This window comes from Kribbella sp. NPDC023972, from assembly GCF_040639075.1.
Lineage (GTDB): Bacteria > Actinomycetota > Actinomycetes > Propionibacteriales > Kribbellaceae > Kribbella.
Genome location: NZ_JBEZZH010000001.1, coordinates 1,616,921 through 1,635,278, shown reverse-complemented (window position 1 = coordinate 1,635,278; position 18,358 = coordinate 1,616,921). Strand labels below are relative to the sequence as shown.

16 protein-coding genes are annotated in these 18,358 nt (G+C 68.7%); 9 read left to right on the top strand and 7 right to left on the bottom strand.

What is annotated here, in order from left to right; genetic code table 11:
- Positions 1-91: 91 nt before the first annotated feature.
- The 3 genes from AB0F43_RS07720 to AB0F43_RS07710 all read left to right on the top strand — a co-directional run bounded on the left by AB0F43_RS07720 (position 92) and on the right by AB0F43_RS07710 (position 2,898).
- Positions 92-733 (top strand): hypothetical protein, encoded by a 642-nt coding sequence (locus tag AB0F43_RS07720; RefSeq protein ID WP_360472101.1) that lies wholly within the window; start codon positions 92-94, stop codon positions 731-733.
- Between the two features lie 6 nt (positions 734-739).
- A complete protein-coding gene (gene cseB, locus AB0F43_RS07715) occupies positions 740-1,438 on the top strand; it encodes a two-component system response regulator CseB (RefSeq protein ID WP_360472098.1) in 699 nt (232 codons plus the stop codon).
- Between the two features lie 215 nt (positions 1,439-1,653).
- A complete protein-coding gene (locus AB0F43_RS07710; RefSeq protein WP_360472096.1) occupies positions 1,654-2,898 on the top strand; it encodes a HAMP domain-containing sensor histidine kinase in 1,245 nt (414 codons plus the stop codon).
- Positions 2,899-3,494: 596 nt separating this feature from the next.
- On the opposite strand, the gene fahA is transcribed toward AB0F43_RS07710, so the two are convergent.
- Both fahA and AB0F43_RS07700 read right to left on the bottom strand, forming a co-directional pair.
- Positions 3,495-4,694: a fumarylacetoacetase gene (gene fahA / locus AB0F43_RS07705; RefSeq protein WP_360472093.1), complete on the bottom strand. Its 1,200-nt coding sequence runs from the start codon at positions 4,692-4,694 to the stop codon at positions 3,495-3,497.
- 118 nt (positions 4,695-4,812) lie between these two features.
- Complete coding sequence (locus tag AB0F43_RS07700; RefSeq protein WP_360472090.1) at positions 4,813-5,667, bottom strand: hypothetical protein; 855 nt, start codon at positions 5,665-5,667, stop codon at positions 4,813-4,815.
- Between the two features lie 73 nt (positions 5,668-5,740).
- On the opposite strand from AB0F43_RS07700, the gene AB0F43_RS07695 reads away from it, so the two are divergent.
- Together AB0F43_RS07695 and AB0F43_RS07690 are read left to right on the top strand one after the other, a co-directional pair.
- A complete protein-coding gene (locus tag AB0F43_RS07695; RefSeq protein WP_360472088.1) occupies positions 5,741-6,934 on the top strand; it encodes a homogentisate 1,2-dioxygenase domain-containing protein in 1,194 nt (397 codons plus the stop codon).
- Between the two features lie 27 nt (positions 6,935-6,961).
- Positions 6,962-7,579 (top strand): hypothetical protein, encoded by a 618-nt coding sequence (locus AB0F43_RS07690; protein WP_360472085.1) that lies wholly within the window; start codon positions 6,962-6,964, stop codon positions 7,577-7,579.
- A 6-nt stretch (positions 7,580-7,585) separates the two neighbouring features.
- Here the strand turns inward: AB0F43_RS07690 and AB0F43_RS07685 are convergent, their stop codons facing one another.
- Positions 7,586-8,398 (bottom strand): polysaccharide deacetylase family protein, encoded by an 813-nt coding sequence (locus AB0F43_RS07685; protein ID WP_360472083.1) that lies wholly within the window; start codon positions 8,396-8,398, stop codon positions 7,586-7,588.
- A 232-nt stretch (positions 8,399-8,630) separates the two neighbouring features.
- Between AB0F43_RS07685 and AB0F43_RS07680 the strand changes: the two genes are divergently transcribed.
- Positions 8,631-10,382: a 5'-nucleotidase C-terminal domain-containing protein gene (locus AB0F43_RS07680; protein ID WP_360472080.1), complete on the top strand. Its 1,752-nt coding sequence runs from the start codon at positions 8,631-8,633 to the stop codon at positions 10,380-10,382.
- A gap of 37 nt (positions 10,383-10,419) precedes the next feature.
- On the opposite strand, the gene AB0F43_RS07675 is transcribed toward AB0F43_RS07680, so the two are convergent.
- Positions 10,420-10,998, bottom strand: coding sequence for a nicotinamidase (locus tag AB0F43_RS07675; protein ID WP_360472077.1), 579 nt, complete (start codon positions 10,996-10,998; stop codon positions 10,420-10,422).
- 195 nt (positions 10,999-11,193) lie between these two features.
- Between AB0F43_RS07675 and AB0F43_RS07670 the strand changes: the two genes are divergently transcribed.
- Positions 11,194-12,711, top strand: coding sequence for a fibronectin type III domain-containing protein (locus AB0F43_RS07670; protein ID WP_360472074.1), 1,518 nt, complete (start codon positions 11,194-11,196; stop codon positions 12,709-12,711).
- Here AB0F43_RS07670 and AB0F43_RS07665 read toward each other — a convergent pair.
- The 3 genes from AB0F43_RS07665 to AB0F43_RS07655 form a co-directional block, all read right to left on the bottom strand.
- The gene (locus AB0F43_RS07665) at positions 12,708-13,487 is read right to left on the bottom strand and encodes an SDR family oxidoreductase (RefSeq protein WP_360472071.1); all 780 of its coding nucleotides are present in this window, start codon (positions 13,485-13,487) and stop codon (positions 12,708-12,710) included. The two genes, AB0F43_RS07670 and AB0F43_RS07665, sit on opposite strands and share 4 nt — an antisense overlap.
- Before the next feature lie 103 nt (positions 13,488-13,590).
- Positions 13,591-14,262, bottom strand: coding sequence for a response regulator transcription factor (locus tag AB0F43_RS07660; protein WP_360472069.1), 672 nt, complete (start codon positions 14,260-14,262; stop codon positions 13,591-13,593).
- Positions 14,259-15,374, bottom strand: a complete 1,116-nt coding sequence (locus AB0F43_RS07655) for a histidine kinase (RefSeq protein ID WP_360472067.1) — start codon at positions 15,372-15,374, stop codon at positions 14,259-14,261. Before AB0F43_RS07655 ends, AB0F43_RS07660 begins: the two co-directional genes overlap by 4 nt.
- A 100-nt stretch (positions 15,375-15,474) precedes the next feature.
- On the opposite strand from AB0F43_RS07655, the gene AB0F43_RS07650 reads away from it, so the two are divergent.
- Both AB0F43_RS07650 and AB0F43_RS07645 read left to right on the top strand, forming a co-directional pair.
- Complete coding sequence (locus AB0F43_RS07650) at positions 15,475-16,890, top strand: alpha/beta fold hydrolase (protein WP_360472064.1); 1,416 nt, start codon at positions 15,475-15,477, stop codon at positions 16,888-16,890.
- Positions 16,891-17,091: 201 nt separating this feature from the next.
- Positions 17,092-18,315 carry an MFS transporter gene (locus AB0F43_RS07645; protein ID WP_360472061.1) on the top strand — a complete coding sequence of 408 codons (1,224 nt, stop codon included), beginning with the start codon at positions 17,092-17,094 and terminating at the stop codon, positions 18,313-18,315.
- Positions 18,316-18,358 lie beyond the last annotated feature (43 nt).

Here is an 18,358-nt window from a genome sequence, read left to right as displayed (position 1 = left end):
TGGCCGTCGAATGTGACGTCCGGCCAGCACTATGGAAGGTAGTTGTCTGAATCTCCCGGGGGAATCGATGAGGCAGGGTAGGAGGCGCCCTATGCGCATGTGGCGAGCCGGGCGCGCCTCGCCCGTCGCGCGCCCGCGTACCCTCCTGCCCGCCGTCGTCACCACGATCGCGCTGGCCGGCCTGTCCGCCTGCGCGAACGGCGGCGGCCTGCGGGTCGAGGGAGCCGACGCGCCGTCGAGCACCGCGAGCCCGTCGGCCCCGCCCTCGGTGATGGGCGGAAGCGTCCGGCCGACGCAGGGACGGACGCCCGCGGTGACCGTGGATCTGGCCGAAGTACGGATCAAACTGCTCGCCGACAAGCACCTGCCGGACTTCTCCCGGCGGGTGCTGGTGAATTGCTCGGTGATCTCGCGTTGCCTGAGCAGGGGTAAGACCGTTGATGTTATGCACAACGGAACACCTCAGCAGATCGTCCTGATTCACTCCCTGGAAGGATTCGTCTTCGGCTTCTTCCTGATCGCGGTCGAGCCGGCCGGTCCGCGGCCGATGTGGAGCTTGAAGGTCGATCAGCCGACGATCAACGCCAGCCCGCAGGGCGATCTGGTGGTCGAGTCGAAGGTCTACGCGCTCGACGACAAGGTCTGCTGCCCGTCGGGACGGCGGGTCGAGGTCTACCGTTGGAACGGCCGGCAGATGATCAAGGTGAGCTCGACGGATCAAGAGGGAGACTGAAGTTCGGTGGTACCGGAAGAACCGGCAGCGCGCATCCTGATGGTCGAGGACGACGCGGTGATCCGTGAGGCGACCCAGTTGACCCTCGAGCGGCACGGCTACGACGTCACCACGGCCGAGGACGGCCTGGAGGCGATCGAGCGTTTCGAGAAGATCCACCCGGATGTCGTGATGCTGGACATCATGCTGCCCGGGCTGGACGGGATCTCGGTGTGCCGCCGGGTCCGCGAGACCAGCACGGTCCCGATCGTGATGGTGTCAGCCCGTGGCGACGCGCTGGACGTCGTACTCGGGCTGGAAGCGGGCGCGGACGACTATGTGACCAAGCCCTTCGACACGCAGGTCCTGGTGGCCCGGCTGCGCGCGGTGATGCGGCGTGCGGTGGCCGATCCGGAGCGACCGGCTCCGGCAGCCGGGTCCGGCGTGGAGTCCTTCGGCGACCTGGAGCTGGACCGGGAGGCTTTGGAGGTACGACGGGGTGGTGCGACCGTCCAGCTCACGCCGACCGAGCTCAAGCTGCTGATCGAGTTCGCCAACAACCCTGGAGTCGTGCTCAGCCGGTCCACCCTGCTGCAGCGGGTCTGGGACTACGAGTGGGGCGGCGACGGCCGGCTCGTCGACGTCCACCTGCAACGGTTGCGGACCAAGATCGGCGCGGACCGGATCGAAACGGTCCGCGGGTTCGGATACAAGCTGCGGGCGTAGACGGTGTCTGATGGTCCCCCGCCTACTGCGCGGCACTCGGCACGGCACCTCGCCGCACTGGAGCAAAGGTCATGATGGATCCGCATCGAGACCTTCGCTCCAGCACGCCGAGCTACCGCACCGAGCACCCGCTCGCTACGGCGCTGGACCATCAGACACCGCCTAGGTAGTGTCCTCCGGAGCCAACACACCGACCTCGGACGGAAGGCACTGACGTGGGGCTGCGCGGGAAGCTCGGTCTCATCTTCCTGCTGGTCTCCTCGCTCGCGATCCTGGTGCTGTGCGTCGCGGTCTACACGCAGGCGCAGTCGGCCCGGCTGGACCGGACCCGGAGTTTCGCCGATGAGCGGATCCAGCTGGCCGCGGCCGCCTACGACCGCGACGGCGTACCGGTGTTCGGGTCCAAGCTGGACGACCCGGACCTGCCGCCGCAGTTGCGGTACGCGGTGCTGGAGGGCAAGCGGGCGACATTCAAGACCGGGTCGCCGAACGCGAAGATGTGGGCCGCGGTCGCGGTCAAGGACGGCAGGATCCTGTCGATCGTGCAGGACTACGAGACCAGCGACGACTCGATGAGTGCGCTCCGGCGGGCGCTGATCCTGGGTGGGATCGGCACCGTCGGCCTGGTCGCCCTGGTCAGCGTGATCCTGGCCGGCAGCCTGTCCAAACGCATCGTCGCGGTCGCCGGTACGGCGCGCCGGATCGCGGCCGGCGACCTGGACGCGTCGGCGGCCGAGGCCGCTGGCAAGGGCAAGGACGAGGTGCAGTCGCTCGCGAACGCCCTGGACACGATGGCCAGTTCGCTGCGTGGTCAGCTGGAGGCCGAGCGCCGGTTCACCGCGGACGTCGCGCACGACCTGCGGACGCCGGTCACCGGGCTGACCACTGCCGCCGAACTGCTGCCGCCCGGGCGTCCGAGCGAACTGGTCCGGGACCGGGCCAAGGTGCTCCGGCGGCTGGTCGAGGATCTGCTCGAGATCGCCCGGTTCGACTCAGGGGTTGAACAGGCCGACCTCGAGCTGGTCGGGCTGGGTGCCTTCGTCGGCTCCGCGGTCGGCCGGTTGCGGATGCAGCAGTCGCTCGCCCCGGACAGCGTCGTGGTCCACCAGCTCGGGCCGGACGTGACGGTGTCCACCGACTCACGCCGGATCGAGCGGATCCTGGCCAACCTGATCGTCAACGGGTTGCGGCACGGCAGGCCGCCGATCGAGGTCACGGTCTGCGGCCGGACCGTCGAGGTGGTTGACCACGGCAACGGTTATCCGGAGGAGTTGATTGCCGAGGGCCCGCGTCGGTTCCGGTCCGGGATGGCCGAGCGTGGTGTCGGCCACGGCCTCGGCCTGACCATCGCGGCCGGTCACGCCAAGGTCCTCGGCGCCGAACTGACCTTCGGGGAAGCTCCCGGAGGCGGCGCCCTCACCCGTCTCGTCCTCCCCTCCGGGCCTGAGACGGAGTCGTAACACAAGGGCGGTGTCTGACGGTCAGCGCCGTGAGGAGTGGGTGTGGTTTCGCGGGCTCCGCTGCGTGATGGTGCTGGTCGGTGTGGTGTGTGTCAAGGGCGCCTTCGGCGTCCGCTGCGCGGATCTTCGACCCTTGACACACACCACACCGACCAGGGAAGGACGCAGCTACGCGGATCCCGCGGGAGGTGTAGCCCGGGGTGGGGTGGATGACTTCTTGCGAGCGTGGTTGCCGGGTGACCCGTGGGCCCGGCCGGGTCTGTTGGTCGCGGCGGGCCTTGGTGCATCGAGTCGCGGATTCTGGTTCGGGCCGCGGCGATTCTTCGACCACGATTGACGACTCGACGATCGAACCGAGGCTGGCCGCTCGGAAATCCCGCCATCCGGACGAACCGGCCACATGCCGGAACCACCCCCTCCGGTCCACGGCCAGTGGCGGGTTATGTCACCGCTGGCAGGCTGCAACCCGCCAGCGGTGACACAACCCGCCAGCCACCCCTAGCCACATCCACCAGCTCGCTTGCCCCCCACCCATAACCCAAACCACCTCCCAGATCCACCAAGCCCCAACACCGAGCCGGCCACCGCATGCACATCTAGGCGGGGAGGATCTTGCCGGTGACCTCGCCGAGGCCTAGGTGGGTGCCGGAGGGTGTGGTGGCCCGGGCGGTGATGGTGACCTCGTCGCCGTCTTGCAGGAAGGTATGTTCTTTGCCGTCGAGGATGAGGGGTTCGCGGCCGGCCCAGGTGAGTTCGATGAAGGAGCCGCGTTGGTCCTTCGCCGGGCCGCTGATGGTTCCGGATGCGTAGAGGTCGCCGGTGCGGACCGAGGCGCCGTTGACGGTCATGTGGGCGAGCATCTGGGCGGGTGACCAGTAGGTGTCCTTGTACTGCGGGCAGCTGACCCGATGGCCGTTGAGCAGGACCTCGAAGGTGATGTCGTAGTTCTGCAGGTCGTCACTCGCCAGGTAGGGCAGGACCGGCGGATCCTGCGGCGGCAGTGGTACGGCGGCCGCCGACAACGCCTCCAGCGACACCACCCACGGCGAGATCGACGTGGCGAAGGACTTGCCGAGGAAGGGGCCGAGCGGGACGTACTCCCACGCCTGCAGGTCTCGCGCCGACCAGTCGTTCACCAGCACCACGCCGTACACGTGCTCCCGGAAGTCCTCGACGGAGACGGGCTTGCCGAGCGCGGACGGCGTACCGATGACGTAGCCGAGCTCGACCTCGATGTCGAGCCGTTGCGACGGTCCGTACGTCGGAGCAGTCGCGTCAGGTGCCTTGCGCTGCCCCGACGGGCGGACGATGTCGGTGCCGCTGACAACGATCGTGCCGGCCCGGCCGTGGTAGCCGACCGGGAGGTGTTTCCAGTTCGGTAGCAGGGGTTCGGAGTCGGGACGGAACAGCCGGCCGAGGTTGGTGGCGTGCTGTTCGGAGGCGTAGAAGTCGACATAGTCACCGACCTCGAACGGCAACTGCATCGTCACCGCGGACTGGGGGATCAGGTGCGGCTCGACCACGTCGCGGTCGTTCTCGTTGCGGACCAGGTCGAGCAGCCACTCCCGCGTCGCCTGCCAGGCCGGGCGGCCGAGGGCGAGGAAGTCGTTCAAGGACGGTCGCGCGAACAACTGGGAGCCGTCCATCATCTGCGCCGACGCGACCGGGGCGAGATCGATGATCTGGTGGCCGATCGCGGCGCCCACCCGCGGCTCCTCGTCGTTGTGCCGGAACACGCCGAGTGGCAGGTTGTCCGGTCCGAACGGCGAGCCCGCGGCGATATCGATCCAGGTCATGGGGCCTCCCGGTCTGGACTGAGGAGTGGAGGGAGCGAAGCGACTGGAGCGACGAGGGAAGACCGGGAGCCAAGGCCCCATGACCTCGCCGGCGCCGGAGGCCCGGCCATAGGGACAGTCACATGGCCTCCATCAGATTGAGAGTGGTCAGGTCAGCAAGGGGTTCGTCGATGCTGCAGGAGCCGAATGAGGTGAACCACCGGCGCGTACTGGCGGCCTGATCCTCCGACAACGCGCGGGCACGTTCCGCAAGCTGCGAGCCGTCGCCGGACGCCAGTACGGCGGCCAACTCGTCCTGCGAGGCTCCGTCGAGGGACGCCCGGGTGGCGAGCAGCACGTTCAGGAACCCGTGGTGCTCGAAGCCAGTGTCTGGGGCGGTGTGCCGGACGGCGTTGTGCAGACCGGCTGTGCACTTGAAGGCGACCTCACGGTCCAGGCACGCGGTGATGAAGGCCGCCACCTGGTCCTCCGACGGGAACAACGAGGCATCGAGCCCGCCGGTGCGCAGCTTGGCGGCGTAGCCGGCGTCGGCGACGACGTCCAGAGCGCGCTCCCACGCGCCGTCCAGGCCGACCTCGACGAACGCGTTCTCCTCGTCCAGGCAGTCGTCACAGGCGCGCACCACCCGGAGTGCGTTGCGGGACAGGTCGTCCTCGTTCCGCAGCCGGACCTCGATCGCCTTCACCTCGATGGCGGCGGAGCGGTCGCCGTACCGGACGGCGGGCTCGATTCCGCCGGCGCCGCCGGTGATCACCACCGCGACCTCGAGTGGGCCGGGTCCGGTCCGGGCCGCTTCCGCGGCGACCTTGATCAAGTCCTCGTCGGTACACACGAACGGTCCGACCAGGTCGGCGTACCCGGACTGACGATGCGCCCGGTGCGCGGCGACGGCCTCGGCCAGGGGCAGCTCGCCCGGCGGGAACCTCGCGGCATCGTCGACCAGGTGCCGGAACAGGGCAGGGACGGTTGACATGGGTCCGAGCCTAACGGATGCTTTCGGTAAGCGGACGCATGCGTCCGAATATAGTACACCTGGAGCAGGAGAAATGGCGTTCTACCGGCAGGTCGGGCAGGTCCCGCCGAAGCGGCACACACAGTTCCGGAAACCGGACGGCGGGCTGTACTACGAGGAGCTGATGGGGGAGGAGGGGTTCTCGTCGGACTCGTCGCTGCTGTACCACGCCGGCGTACCGTCGGCGATCGTCGATTCGCAGGTCTGGGAGCTCCCCGACCTCGCGACCGTCCCGAACCACCCGCTCACCCCGCGGCACCTGAAGCTGCACGACCTCTTCGCCGACACGTCGAAGAGCAATGCCGTGGAGGACCGCCGGTTGGTGCTGGGCAACGGGGACGTCCGGATCTCGTACGTCGTCGCCGAGCAGCCGTCGCCGTACTACCGCAACGCCACCGGGGACGAGTGTGTCTACGTCGAGAAGGGGTCGGCGACTGTCGAGACAGTGTTCGGCGTACTGAACGCGGTCGAAGGCGACTACGTGATCATCCCGCGGGCGACGACACACCGCTGGCTTCCGGGAGCGGACGGCGTCCACGCGTATTGCATCGAGGCGAACTCGCACATCGCGCCGCCGAAGCGGTACCTGTCCCGGTACGGCCAGTTCCTGGAGCACTCGCCGTACTGCGAACGCGACCTGCACGCGGCGGCCGAGCCGTTGGTTGTGGAGGGCAATGACGTCGAGGTGCTGGTGAAGCACCGCGGGAACGGGCCGGGCGGAATCGTCGGGTCGCGGATGGTCTACGCGACGCATCCGTTCGACGTGGTCGGGTGGGACGGGTGCCTGTACCCGTACACGTTCAACGTGAGCGACTACGAGCCGATCACCGGGCGGATCCACCAGCCGCCGCCGGTGCACCAGGTGTTCGAGGGCCACAACTTCGTCGTCTGCAACTTCGTGCCGCGCAAGGTGGACTACCACCCGCTGTCGGTTCCGGTGCCGTACTACCACTCGAACGTCGACTCCGACGAGGTGATGTTCTACTGCGGCGGCGACTACGAGGCGCGCAAGGGCTCCGGCATCGGCCTCGGCTCGATCTCGCTGCACCCCGGTGGCTACGCCCACGGCCCGCAACCGTCCGCCATCGAAGCCTCCCTCGGCGCCGAACGCTTCGAGGAGCTCGCGGTGATGGTCGACACCTTCCGCCCGCTGGAGCTCGGCGAGGGCGGAACGGCCGTCGACGACGGCGTCTACGCCTGGACCTGGGCCGGCCGGAGAAACTCCTGAACCACGATCCTGTGCGATTCTTGGGCGGTGAGTGAGGACGGGGCATTTGTCGTGGGCATCGATCGGGCGGTCGTGCTGCAGCGGCGCGAGGTTGTCCGGAAGCTGCAGCGGCGCGGTGCGTGGGTGACACTCGCGATCGGTGCGGTCGGCATCGTCGCCGCGCTCTACGCACTGATCGCGTTCCGGGGCGCGGGGCTCTGGCCGTTCGCGTTGCTGCTGATCGCGGCGATGACTCCGCTTGTGGTCAGCACACTGCTCGCGCTCCGCCTGCAAGCGGAGCGGCAGCGCTGGTACGACGCCAACGGGGTGCAGCCGGTCGCCATGCGGATGTCCCCGAAGGCACTCGAGTTGGCCTGCGAAGGTGCGGCGTACCCAGTCGTGCTGCCGTGGCCGACGGTGAAGGGTTTCCGGCAGGCGAAACTCTTCGGTCAGTACGCGCTGGAGCTCGAGCTGGCCCCAGGTGTGGGTGCGACGACGGCCGGCGTACGCGGACTGGACCAGCCGGCCGTCCGGACCGTGGTCAAGCCGAATCCGCTGCTCCGCCCGACCGGCCTGTTCCTGGTGAACGCCCTGGACCAGCCGGTGCCGGTGATCGACCAGGCCCTGAAGCACTTCTCCGGAGGCCGGGCCGGAGTGACCACCTGACGCTCGTTAACAAGGAAGGGCGCGGTACGTGTAGCCCTGCCGAGTGAGCTTGGCCAGCGCGCTGTCCAAGGCAGCAACGGTTTCGGAGCGGTTGCCGCCGCCGTCGTGCAACAGGATGATCGCGCCGGGACGTGCCCCGTTCAGGATCGCCCGTTCGATCTTCGCCGTACCGGGTTTGGACCAGTCCACGGTGTCGACGTCCCACAGCACCTGGCGCTGGTGGTACGACGCCGCGATCGCCTCGACGTGGGCGTTCGTGTCCCGGAACGGCGGCCGGAAGCACTTCGACTTCACCCCGGTGCCGATCTCCTGCCGCAGCTTGCCTTCGGGCAGGCTGGTCAGCTTCGGGTGATCCCAGGTGTGGTTGCCGATCCGGTGACCGGCGGCCCGGGTGAGCGCGACCACGTCCGGATGTGCCGCCGCCTCCCGGCCGAGCACGAAGAACGTCGCCTTGGCCTGGTGCTTCGCCAGTACCTGCAGAACCTTCGGCGTCCACTCCTTCTGCGGGCCGTCGTCGAAGGTCAGGTAGAGGACCTTGCCGTGCTTGGTCAGATTCCAGTCGTCCGGCGCGGTCGTGGTTGAGGTCTTGGTCGAGGTCGACGTGCGGCCCGATCGGCGCGGCGGCTGCTGCGAGGCGCTGGGTCCGGCCGGGCTCGGTTTCCGTACCACCGGGATGCTCAACGGCGCACGCGTCGACGTCTGAACGGCAGGCGCCGCGCTGGTGACGGAGTGGTCGGCTGGTTGGGCGGCCTGGGCGAGGACGGCACCGCAAAGGAGGGCGGCGACCAACGGCAGAAGCTTGCCGGGCGGCCCGGTCACGGGGCCTCCCGGCCTGGACTGAGGAGCGGAGGGAGCGAAGCGACTGGAGCGACGAGGGAAGGGCGGGAGTCAAAGCCCCGTGACCCGTCGCGCCGGAGGCGCGCCATGAGCACGGTCATGACGGGCATCTTCTCGTGTGGGCAGGGCCAACCCCACCTCAGGTCAGGGCGTGTCGCCGTATCGTGTGCGGTCGAGGCCGGCGACCCGGGCAGTCGACACGTGAGGCGGATGGATGAGCGGTGAGCGGACGGTTCGGCTGACCGTGATGGGTACCACCGACCTGCACGGCAACGTCTTCAACTGGGACTACTTCAAGAACACCGAGTACGACGACGCCGCGCACAACGACATCGGCCTGGCGAAGGTCTCCACCCTGGTCACCGCGGTCCGCGACCGGATCGCCGCCGACGGGAGCGCGCCGCGGCCGCTGCTGCTGGACGCCGGCGACACCATCCAGGGCACCCCGCTGGCGTACTACTTCGCCAAGATCGAGCCCATCACCAGTGAGCACAGCACGGGCGGCCACCTGCACCCGATGGCGGCCGCGATGAACGAGATCGGGTACGACGCCGCTGCCCTGGGCAACCATGAGTTCAACTACGGCCTCGACATCCTGCGGAAGTTCCAGCAGCAGCTGGACTTCCCGCTGCTCGGCGCGAACGCCCAGGACTGGACGACGGGTCTGCCGGTGTTCCCGCCGTACGTGCTGAAGCGGGTGCAGGTGCCTGGCGAGAAGCCGATCACCGTCGGCATCCTCGGCCTGACCAACCCCGGGATCGCGATCTGGGACAAGGCGGTCGTCGAGAACAAGATCAAGTTCGGCGGCGTGGTCGAGCTGGCGAAGCTCTGGGTGCCGCGGGTCCGCCGGGCCGGTGCGGACGTGGTGATCGTCGCGGTGCACTCCGGGATGGAGCTGTCCTCGTCGTACGGCGACGCCCTGCCGGTGCCCGAGAACGCCTCGGCCCTGATGGTCGAAACCGTGCCGGGGATCGACGCCGTTCTGGTCGGTCACGCGCACCAGGAGGTCCCGGAGCGACTGGTGACGAACAGGCAGACCGGCGAGCAGGCCGTGCTGACCGAGCCACTCAAGTGGGGGATGCGGCTCTCACTGATCGACCTCGACCTGCGCAAGGAGCGCGGCAAGTGGAAGGTTGTCGGCCGGCATGCGCAGGTGCTGAACGCCAACACCGTCGACGCCGACCCCAAGGTGGTCGCCGTACTGCAACAGGCTCACGACACGGTGGTCGAGTACGTGAACTCCAGGATCGGCACCTGCATTGAGGCAATGTCGGCCGCGACCGCGCCGTGGGAGAACACTGCCGCGCTGGACTTCGTCAACTTCATCCAGGCCGACGCGGTCGCGAAGGCGCTGGCCGGTACGCCGCAGGCCTCGCTGCCCGTGCTGGCGATCGCGGCCCCGTTCAACCGGGCGGCCGCGATCCCGGCCGGTGAGGTCTCGATTCGCGACGTCGCCGGGCTGTACGTCTTCGACAACACGCTGCTCGCGGTGACGATGACGGGTGCGCAGCTCCACGAGTACCTGGAGTTCTCCGCGCAGTACTTCAAGCAGGTCAGCGGGACCGGACCGTTCAGCTCGGATCAGGTGACCAACGCGCCGACGGCGACCGCGCCGAACGGGACGCCGGACTACAACTACGACATCCTCGGCGGGCTGACGAAGCCGCTCAGGTACACGATCGACATCGCCAAACCGGTTGGATCCCGGATCACCGACCTCACGTACGACGGGGTCGCGGTGGCGGCGGATCAGCAGTTCGTCGTGGCCGTGAACAACTATCGCCAGTCCGGCGGCGGCAACTTCCCGCACATCAAGACCGCGCCGGTCGTCTACAACCGCCAGGTCGAGATCCGGCAACTGATGATCGACTACGTCATCGCCACCGGCACAGTCGACCCAAGCACCTTCCACACCGGCGACTGGTCCCTGGTCTCCGGCGGCGCCCCCATCATCGTGAACCCTTGATGTACCCGGCCGGCCGCGACAACCCGCCGAGCCCCGGTCAGGTGAGGGTGACTCCGGCGGCGCGGAGCTCGGACAGCGCCTGCTCGGTCGTCGCCGGGGCGACACCCGCGGTCAGCCGGGTCAGGACCGTCGTACGGAAGCCTGCCTTCTTGGCGTCGAGGGCGGTCGCGCGGACGCAGTAGTCGGTGGCGATACCGCACACGTCGACGTCGCTGACGCCCTTGTCCCGCAGCCAGTCGGCGAGCGCGCGGCCGTCCTCGTGGGACTTGCCCTCGAAGCCCGAGTAGGCGGCCGCGTACTCGCCCTTGTCGAAGATCGCGTCGAACGGCTGGGGGTCCATGTTCGGGTGGAAGCTGACGCCGTCGGTACCGGCGACGCAGTGCCGCGGCCAGGAGTTCACGAAGTCGGGGTTGGCGGAGAAGTGGTCGCCGGGGTCGATGTGGTGGTCCCGGGTGGCCACGACGTACTCGTACCGCTTGTCCTGCGGATCGGCCTCGTACCACTTGTGCAGCAGCTCACCGATCCGGAACGCCACGTCCGCCCCGCCGCTGACGGCCAGGCTGCCGCCCTCGCAGAAGTCGTTCTGCACGTCCACCACAATCAGTGCCCGGGCCATTGCGACGCTCCTTCTCCAAGTGTCCCTGTGCCAACGGTACAAGCGTCACCGCCGACAGACCCCCAATTGCGCGCCGCCGGTGGGTCACCGGGCCATGCCTTGAACCAGTCGTTTCGGCAGGGCGATTCGCGTCCGGCTGAGCGGACAGTTATCGTGTGGTGGCATAACGTCACGGATTGACACGGGGGATTCCTGATGAAGAAGGTAGTTCTGGCGGTCGTCACCGCCGCGGCCGTCGTCGCCGCGGCGCTGGTCCCATCCGGGCGGCCGGTGGAGGCGGCGACGCCGGGATTCGGGTCGGCCGTGTCCGCCGTCAGCCAGCCGGCCTGGCAGACCAACGCCAGCGTGAACGCGCTCGCCGTCGCCGGCAACACCGTGTACGCCGGTGGCCTGTTCACGCGGATCCGGCAGCCCGGCAAGCCGCTCGGGCAAGGCGACGCGGCCCGGACGTACGTCGCCGCGTTCAACCGCAGCACCGGTGCGCCGACCAGGTTTGCGCCGAAACTCAACGGTGCCGTCTGGAGTATCGCCACCAGTCCGGACGGCAAGTGGGTCGTGATCGGCGGCGACTTCACCACCGTCAACGGCCTGTCCCGCAAGCGCATCGCCATGTTCAGCGTGGCCACTGGCAAGCTCGTGGCCGGCTGGGATCCGGCGGTCAGCTACCGGGTTGCGGCGCTGGCGATCGCCGGCAACACGGTCTACCTCGGCGGCGCGTTCGGCCGGGTCGACAACGTCACCCGCGAACGCCTGGCGGCGGTCACGCTGAACACCGGCGTCCTGCTGCCTTGGGATCCGGCCGCGGACGATGACGTGCACGCGATCGACCTGTCGGACGACGGCAGCCGCGTCTTCGTCGGTGGCGGCTTCGAGACCCTGCAGGGTGAGGAGCACCACGCGCTGGCGATGCTGAACACCACGACGGGAGCGGCCTACCCGATGCCGGCCGCCGCTGCCATCCCGGAGACGACGCCCGGCTGTGACAGTCGGGTCAAGGACATCGACACGCTCGGCACCAAGGTCTTCGTTGCCAACGCCGGCCATGGGGACGATTGCTACGACGGTGTGCTCGCCGCTGACGCGTCGTCCGGCAAGCTGCTGTGGCAGAGCCACTGCCTGGGCGCGACCGAGGCGATCAAGGCGATCGGCAACTGGCTCTACAAGGGCTCGCACGCGCATGACTGCAGCAAGGACGGCGGCTTCCCAGAAGGGGCCGGCCCGCATCACCTGCTGGTGTACAGCGCCATCACCGGCAAGCTGGGGCCCTGGTTCCCGAACACCAATTGGGGCGGCACAACGCAGGTCGGGCCGCTGGCCTTCGCGTCCGGCGGCAACGACGTCTGGGCGGGCGGCGATTTCACCAGGGTGAATGGTGTACCCCAGCAGGGCTTGACGCGATTCACCAACGCGCCCGGCGGTGCTCCGCCGGCCGTCCCGGCTGCGCCGAAGGTGTCCAGCACGCGGGTCCACCGGGCGACGGTGAGTTTCACGACGGTGGTTGACGCGGACAACATCTCCTTGACCTACACGCTGTACCGCGGCACGACGAAGGTCGGATCCTGGAAGCGCTCGTCGTACCCGTGGACGAAGCCGGTCGTGACGACGTTCGGCGACACCGGCCTGACCAGCGGGCAGTCGGTCGCGTACCACGTCGAGGTGAGCGACGGCCGCAACGTCCGGAAGAGTGCGGCCGCCGCCGTCAGGATCCGCTAGTCGGGGAGCATCCTGCCGCCGGTGACCCGCAGGATCTCACCCTGGATCGCGGTCGTCCGCGGTGAGGTCAGGAACAGGATCGCGTCCGCGACATCGGTGGTGTCCGGGAGTTTGCGGGCGCTGAACCGGGTCGCGAGCTGATCGACCGCGGGTTTCGGGATCACCCGATGCTCGCCGTTCTCCAGCGTGATCCCCGGCATCACGACGTTGACCAGTACGCCGTCCGCGCCGAGATCGTGCTGGAGACTCGCGACCAGGCCGTGCAGGCCGGCCTTCGCGGCGCCGTACGGCCAAGCGCCGGCCATCCCGCGCTCGGCCAGGTCGGTCGAGATCAGCACCAGCCGGCCGTGCTCCGACCGCCGCAAGGCCGGTGCCACCTGCTGGGCGAGCCGGAAGTTGCCCTCGAGGTTGGCGCGCATCACCGGCACCCACCACTCGGGTTTCGCGTCCTCGATCCTGGCCGGTCGCTCGTGGAACCCGGCGCTGCCCCAGTTGACCGCGTTCCCCACCACCACGTCCAGTCCGCCCCACCGCTGCACGGTCGCCTCCACCGCGGCCGCGATCGTTTCCGGCTCGTTCAGCTCCATCGGTACGACGTACGCCGTACCGCCGGCCGCCTCGATCTCCTCGGCCACCGCCTCGGCAGCGTCCTTGCGGGAGGCGTACGTGATCGCGACCCGGGCGCCTTCACGCCCGTACCCGATCGCCACTTCGCGGCCGATCCCCGATGATCCGCCGGTGACCAGCACGGCCGCTTCCTTCAACCCCAGATCCATGTCTACACTCCATGTAGTTAGTCGGCTAATCACAAAACTTAGCCGACTAACCAATCCGGCGCAAGGCATCCACCCGCTGACCCGATCCGGCCGACCGCGCGACTCAGTGGCGGCGTGGGTGGACCAGGCCTGACTCGTAGGCGGCGATGACCAGCTGGGCGCGGTCGCGGGCCTGGAGTTTGGCGAGCAGATGGCCGATGTGCGTCTTCACGGTCCCGTGTCCGACGTGCAGGTGCTCGCAGATCTCCTTGTTGGACAGGCCGCGTGCGATCAATGACAGCACCTCGCGTTCCCGCTCGGTCACGCCGTCCAAGCCGTGCAATGGCGACTGTCCCGGCTCGGCCAAGCGGGCGAACTCCGCGATCAGCCGGCGCGTGATGGACGGCGCGAGCAGGCCCTCGCCGGCCGCGACGACTGTGATTGCCTGCAGCAACTCGGTCGGCGGAACATCCTTCAGCAGGAATCCACTCGCTCCTGCCCGCAGGGCGGCGTACACGGAATCGTCCAGGTCGAACATGGTCAGGATCAGCACCCGCACCGCGGACGTCTCGGCGGAGGCGCAAAGCTGCCGGGTCGCCTCGATCCCGTCGAGCCGCGGCATCCGGACATCCATCAGTACGACGTCCGGCCGCTCGCGGCGGGCCAGCTCGACCGCCTCCACACCGTCCGCGGCCTCACCGACCGTGACGAGACCGGGAGTCGTGTCGATGAGCACCCGGAAACTGCCGCGCAACAAGGCCTGGTCGTCGGCCACCAGGACCCGGATGTCGCTCACGCGTTGACTCCAGCCCGCTGGAACGGCAGCCGTACGGCGACTTCGAACCCGCCCGCCGATCGCGGCCCGGCCCGGAACGTCCCGTCGTACATGCTCACCCTTTCCCGGATCCCGATCAGCCCATGTCCCTCCGGGGCAACCCCTCCCACCCCGTCGTCGGTCACCTCGAGTCGTACGGCGTACGCGTCAGCGGAAAGGTGCACCCGGCAACGACTTGCCCGAGCGTGCCTGGTGACGTTGGTCAAGCACTCCTGAACGATCCGGTGGACCGCCAACTCCACCGCCTCCGGCAACGGCTCGGTCACCTCCACCAGGAGCTCGACCTGAACGCCGGTGGACTCGACTCGGGCGGCCAGGTCGGGGAGTGCGGACAGCCCGGCGGGTGGGGGTTGGTCCGTCGTCCGCAGGAGGCTGAGCATGTGGCGGAGCTCGACGAGTGCGTTGCGGCTGATCGTCTCGATCACCGAGAGCGCGTCGGACACCTCGTCCGGTTTCACGTGTAGGACGTGGTTGGCGACGCCGGCCTTGACCGCGATCAGACCCATGCTGTGGGCAACGATGTCGTGCAGCTCCCGCGCGATCCGCAGCCGTTCGTCCGACACGGCCTGCTCAGCGAGTGTTCGGGCCGCTTGAACGGCCGCCACCCGCCGGTCGCTGACCACGCGGCCGAGCAGCCAGGCGCCGTACATTCCCGCCAGCCCGGAGAGCACGAGGGTCACATCGGTGGAACCGCGGGGCGAGCCTCCGATGACAGCGAAGACGAGGAGAACGAGCCCCACCAGGCCGGCCGCGCGGATCAGGCCATTTGTTGCCGGTGCGCGCGTCGGCGCGCGGGTGAGCCCCACGACGTACAACACGTAGGAAGCGGCCAGGAGCGGGTCACGGAGTGCGTCAACCGCGGTGGCCGCGACCGACAGGGCGAGGACAGTTGCCAGCGCGGGCAACGGCCAGATCCGTCGTACGGCGATTGGTACCGCGAGGCCCGCCGTCAGCAGGACCGACCAGGCCGGCTCACCGGTGGGCCTGGTGAACGCGAGCAGAACGGCGTACACGACGGCAATGAAGCAGTCGGCGGCAATCAGTTGCCGCCGGGTCAGCGCGGACTCCGTCACGCGTCGAACCTAACCGACCGGACGGCTCTCCACCTCGGACCCAGGTCTGTCGGCCTGCGGTCCGATGTGCTCCGCGGCGTTCCGCGAAAGCGTGGCAGGCATGCTGAAAATACTCTCGCTCGTCGCGAGCGGCGCACTCGCGCTGAACGCGGCCACGGTGCCCGCGTCAGCCGCCCCGAGCCTGGACTGGGGTGAATGTCCCGGTGGTCCCGGCACGGTCGGCATCGAATGTGCGTCCCTCCAGGTCCCGGTCGACTGGGACGATCCCGGCGGCCGGCAGCTCACCTTGATGATCGGCCGGTTGCCCTCCACGGCCGCCAAGTCGCAGGGCTCGGTGACCGTCAACTTCGGCGGCCCGATGGGCATCAGCATCGACATGATGCGCTCGTACGGCGGCGCCGAAGCGTTCGCGGGCCTGCGGCAGAAGATGGACATCGTCACCTGGGACATGCGCGGCGGACCCAACCTGCCCGGCCTGAGTACCAACCTGCAGTGCGAGTGGAGTGGGGCCCGGCTGCCGCGGTTGCCGCGCAACCAGGCCGAGTTCGACCAGCTCGCGGCCGCCAACCGGGCTACGGCGGAGAAGTGCCGCGCGAAGGACCCCCAGTTGTTCGAGTCGATGGACTCGGCCAGTCAGGCGCGCGATCTGGAGGCGATCCGGAAGGCGCTCGGTGAAGCGAAGGTCAACTTCTACGGCGCGTCGTACGGCGGGTTCCTGGCGCAGGCGTATGCCCGGCTCTACCCGCAACACGTCCGCACGATCGTGCTCGACGGCACCTGGAGCCACAGCGCGGCCAACTGGGACCGTGAGCTGACCAAGGTCGCTCGGGACGTGCAGAGCTTCCTGATCCGCTTCTTCGACTGGTGCCGGGCGACGCCGTCCTGCTCGATCGACAACCCACAAGTGGAGTGGCAGCGACTGGTGTCGAAGGCGAGTCGTACGCCGATTCCCGCGCCGGCGGCCGGGACGACGTACGACGGGAACGACCTACGGTCACTCGGTCTCCAGCTGGCGCGGCGCGGGCCGGCGTCGTACCCGAAGCTGGCCGGCGCGATCAAGCAGGCGTTGGCGGGCGACGCGTCCGGGTTCGTACCGGCGCGGCCCAACCCGCCGTATCCCTACACACCGACGCCCGGTGTGGTCGAGTGCGCTGACTGGCCGCATCCGGCCAACCAGCGTGAGCTCCAGCGGCAGGTACGACGGATGGAGGCGGCGGCGCCGTACACGGGCGCGGCCGGCACGATCGCCTACGCCACGCTGTCGTGTGTCGGCTGGCCGGTGCCGCTGCAGAACGAACCTGCCGCACTCCCGAAAGGGCTGCCGCCGTTGCTGATGGCGGGCAACTGGAGTGAGTTCGACTCGGCCTCGCGCGTGATCGACCAAGTCCCGGGCAGCGGCTCGGTGTACCACGACGGTCCGGGGCACACCCTCTACACCGTCAACGCCTGCGCCCGCGCGAAGATCGACGCGTATCTGGCCGATGGCGTCGTCCCACCCCGCGGCACTCGCTGCTGACGCGGTTGACGCGGCCCCGGCGGCAAAACAGCTTGGCCGGGGCCGCGCCGGGTGGTTAGGGTGCGGGGGAGCTGAGACTTCGAGGAGTTGGTGATGGTCGGTCAATCGGGCACGCGCTGACCTGACTGTCATCGCGTGCTGCTGTCGGCGTAGGCGGCACGGTTTCCCCTGCCCGTTTCGGGCTTTCTCGAAGGACTCCTCGTGTCGCTGCCGTCGCGCGCGCCCAGCCTGTGGGCGGATCGTGATTTCCGCAAGCTCTGGATCGGCCAGAGCGCGTCGTTGTTCGCCGTTCACGCCAGCCAGGTGACGCTGCCACTGGTCGCCGTCGTCTCACTTGGCGCCGGCGCCGCCCAGCTCGGTGGGCTGCGGGCCGCACAGCAGGTGCCGATCCTGTTGTTCTCCTTGTTCGTCGGCGTCCTGGTCGATCGGTGGCGGGCCCGCAGCATGATGGTGTACGCCGACCTCGGCCGAGCCGTCCTGCTCGGACTGGTCCCGATCGCGTGGACGCTCGGCCTGCCGTTCCTGTACGTCGTCGCCTTCGTCAGCGGGGTGTTCAGCGTCTGCTTCGACGTCGCGTACCAGGCGTCGTTCCCGCGGCTGGTCCGGCGTGATCAGCTCGCGCAGGGCAACAGCATCCTGGAGAGCAGCAAGTCGGCGGCGCAGATCTCCGGACCTGCGGTCGGCGGCGGTCTGGTGTCGTTGCTCACGGCCCCTTTCGCGGTCCTGGCGAGTGCCGTCTGCTTCGTGATCTCGTGCGTGTCGATCTGGCGCATCCGCGGCCTTGACACGACTCCCTCAGTCCCGTCCGGCGGGATCAAGGAAGGGCTGAGGGTGGTGGTCGGTGATGGTTCACTCCGGGCGGTGGCGCTGGCGACGTGTGTCTACCAGTTCTTCTTCACCGGCTTGATGACGGTGTATCTGCTGTTTCTCTCCCGCTCGCTGGACTTGCCTGGTGCGGTCGTGGGTGTGGTCCTCGCCGCCTTCGGCCCGGGGGCGTTGGTCGGCTCGCTGCTGTCGGGCTGGATGCCCCGTTGGTTCGGGTACGGCCGCGTCGTCGTGTTCGCCGCCCTCGTCTCCGATCTGGTCATGCTGTGCACGTCGGTCCTCCACGGCTCCGGCGTCGGCACGATCGCCGCCCTGATCACTATCAACTTCCTGTACGGCGTCTTCAGCCAAACCGTCGACGTCGCCATCATGGCGATCCGCCAAGCCATCACCCCCGCCCCACTCCACGGCCGAGTGGTCGCCACGATCAACTTCCTTGGCCTGGGACTGACCCCGGTCGGCGCCCTACTCGGTGGTGCGGCGGCCGGTCAGTTCGGCACTCGCGCAGCCCTGATCGCGACCACCATCGGCCTCTTCCTCTCACCGCTGTCCCTGCGCCTGTCCCCACTGGCGCACCTGGGACGTAGCCTGACGCGATGAGCCTCTACGAGCAGGTCGCCGACCAGAGCTCCACCTGGATCAC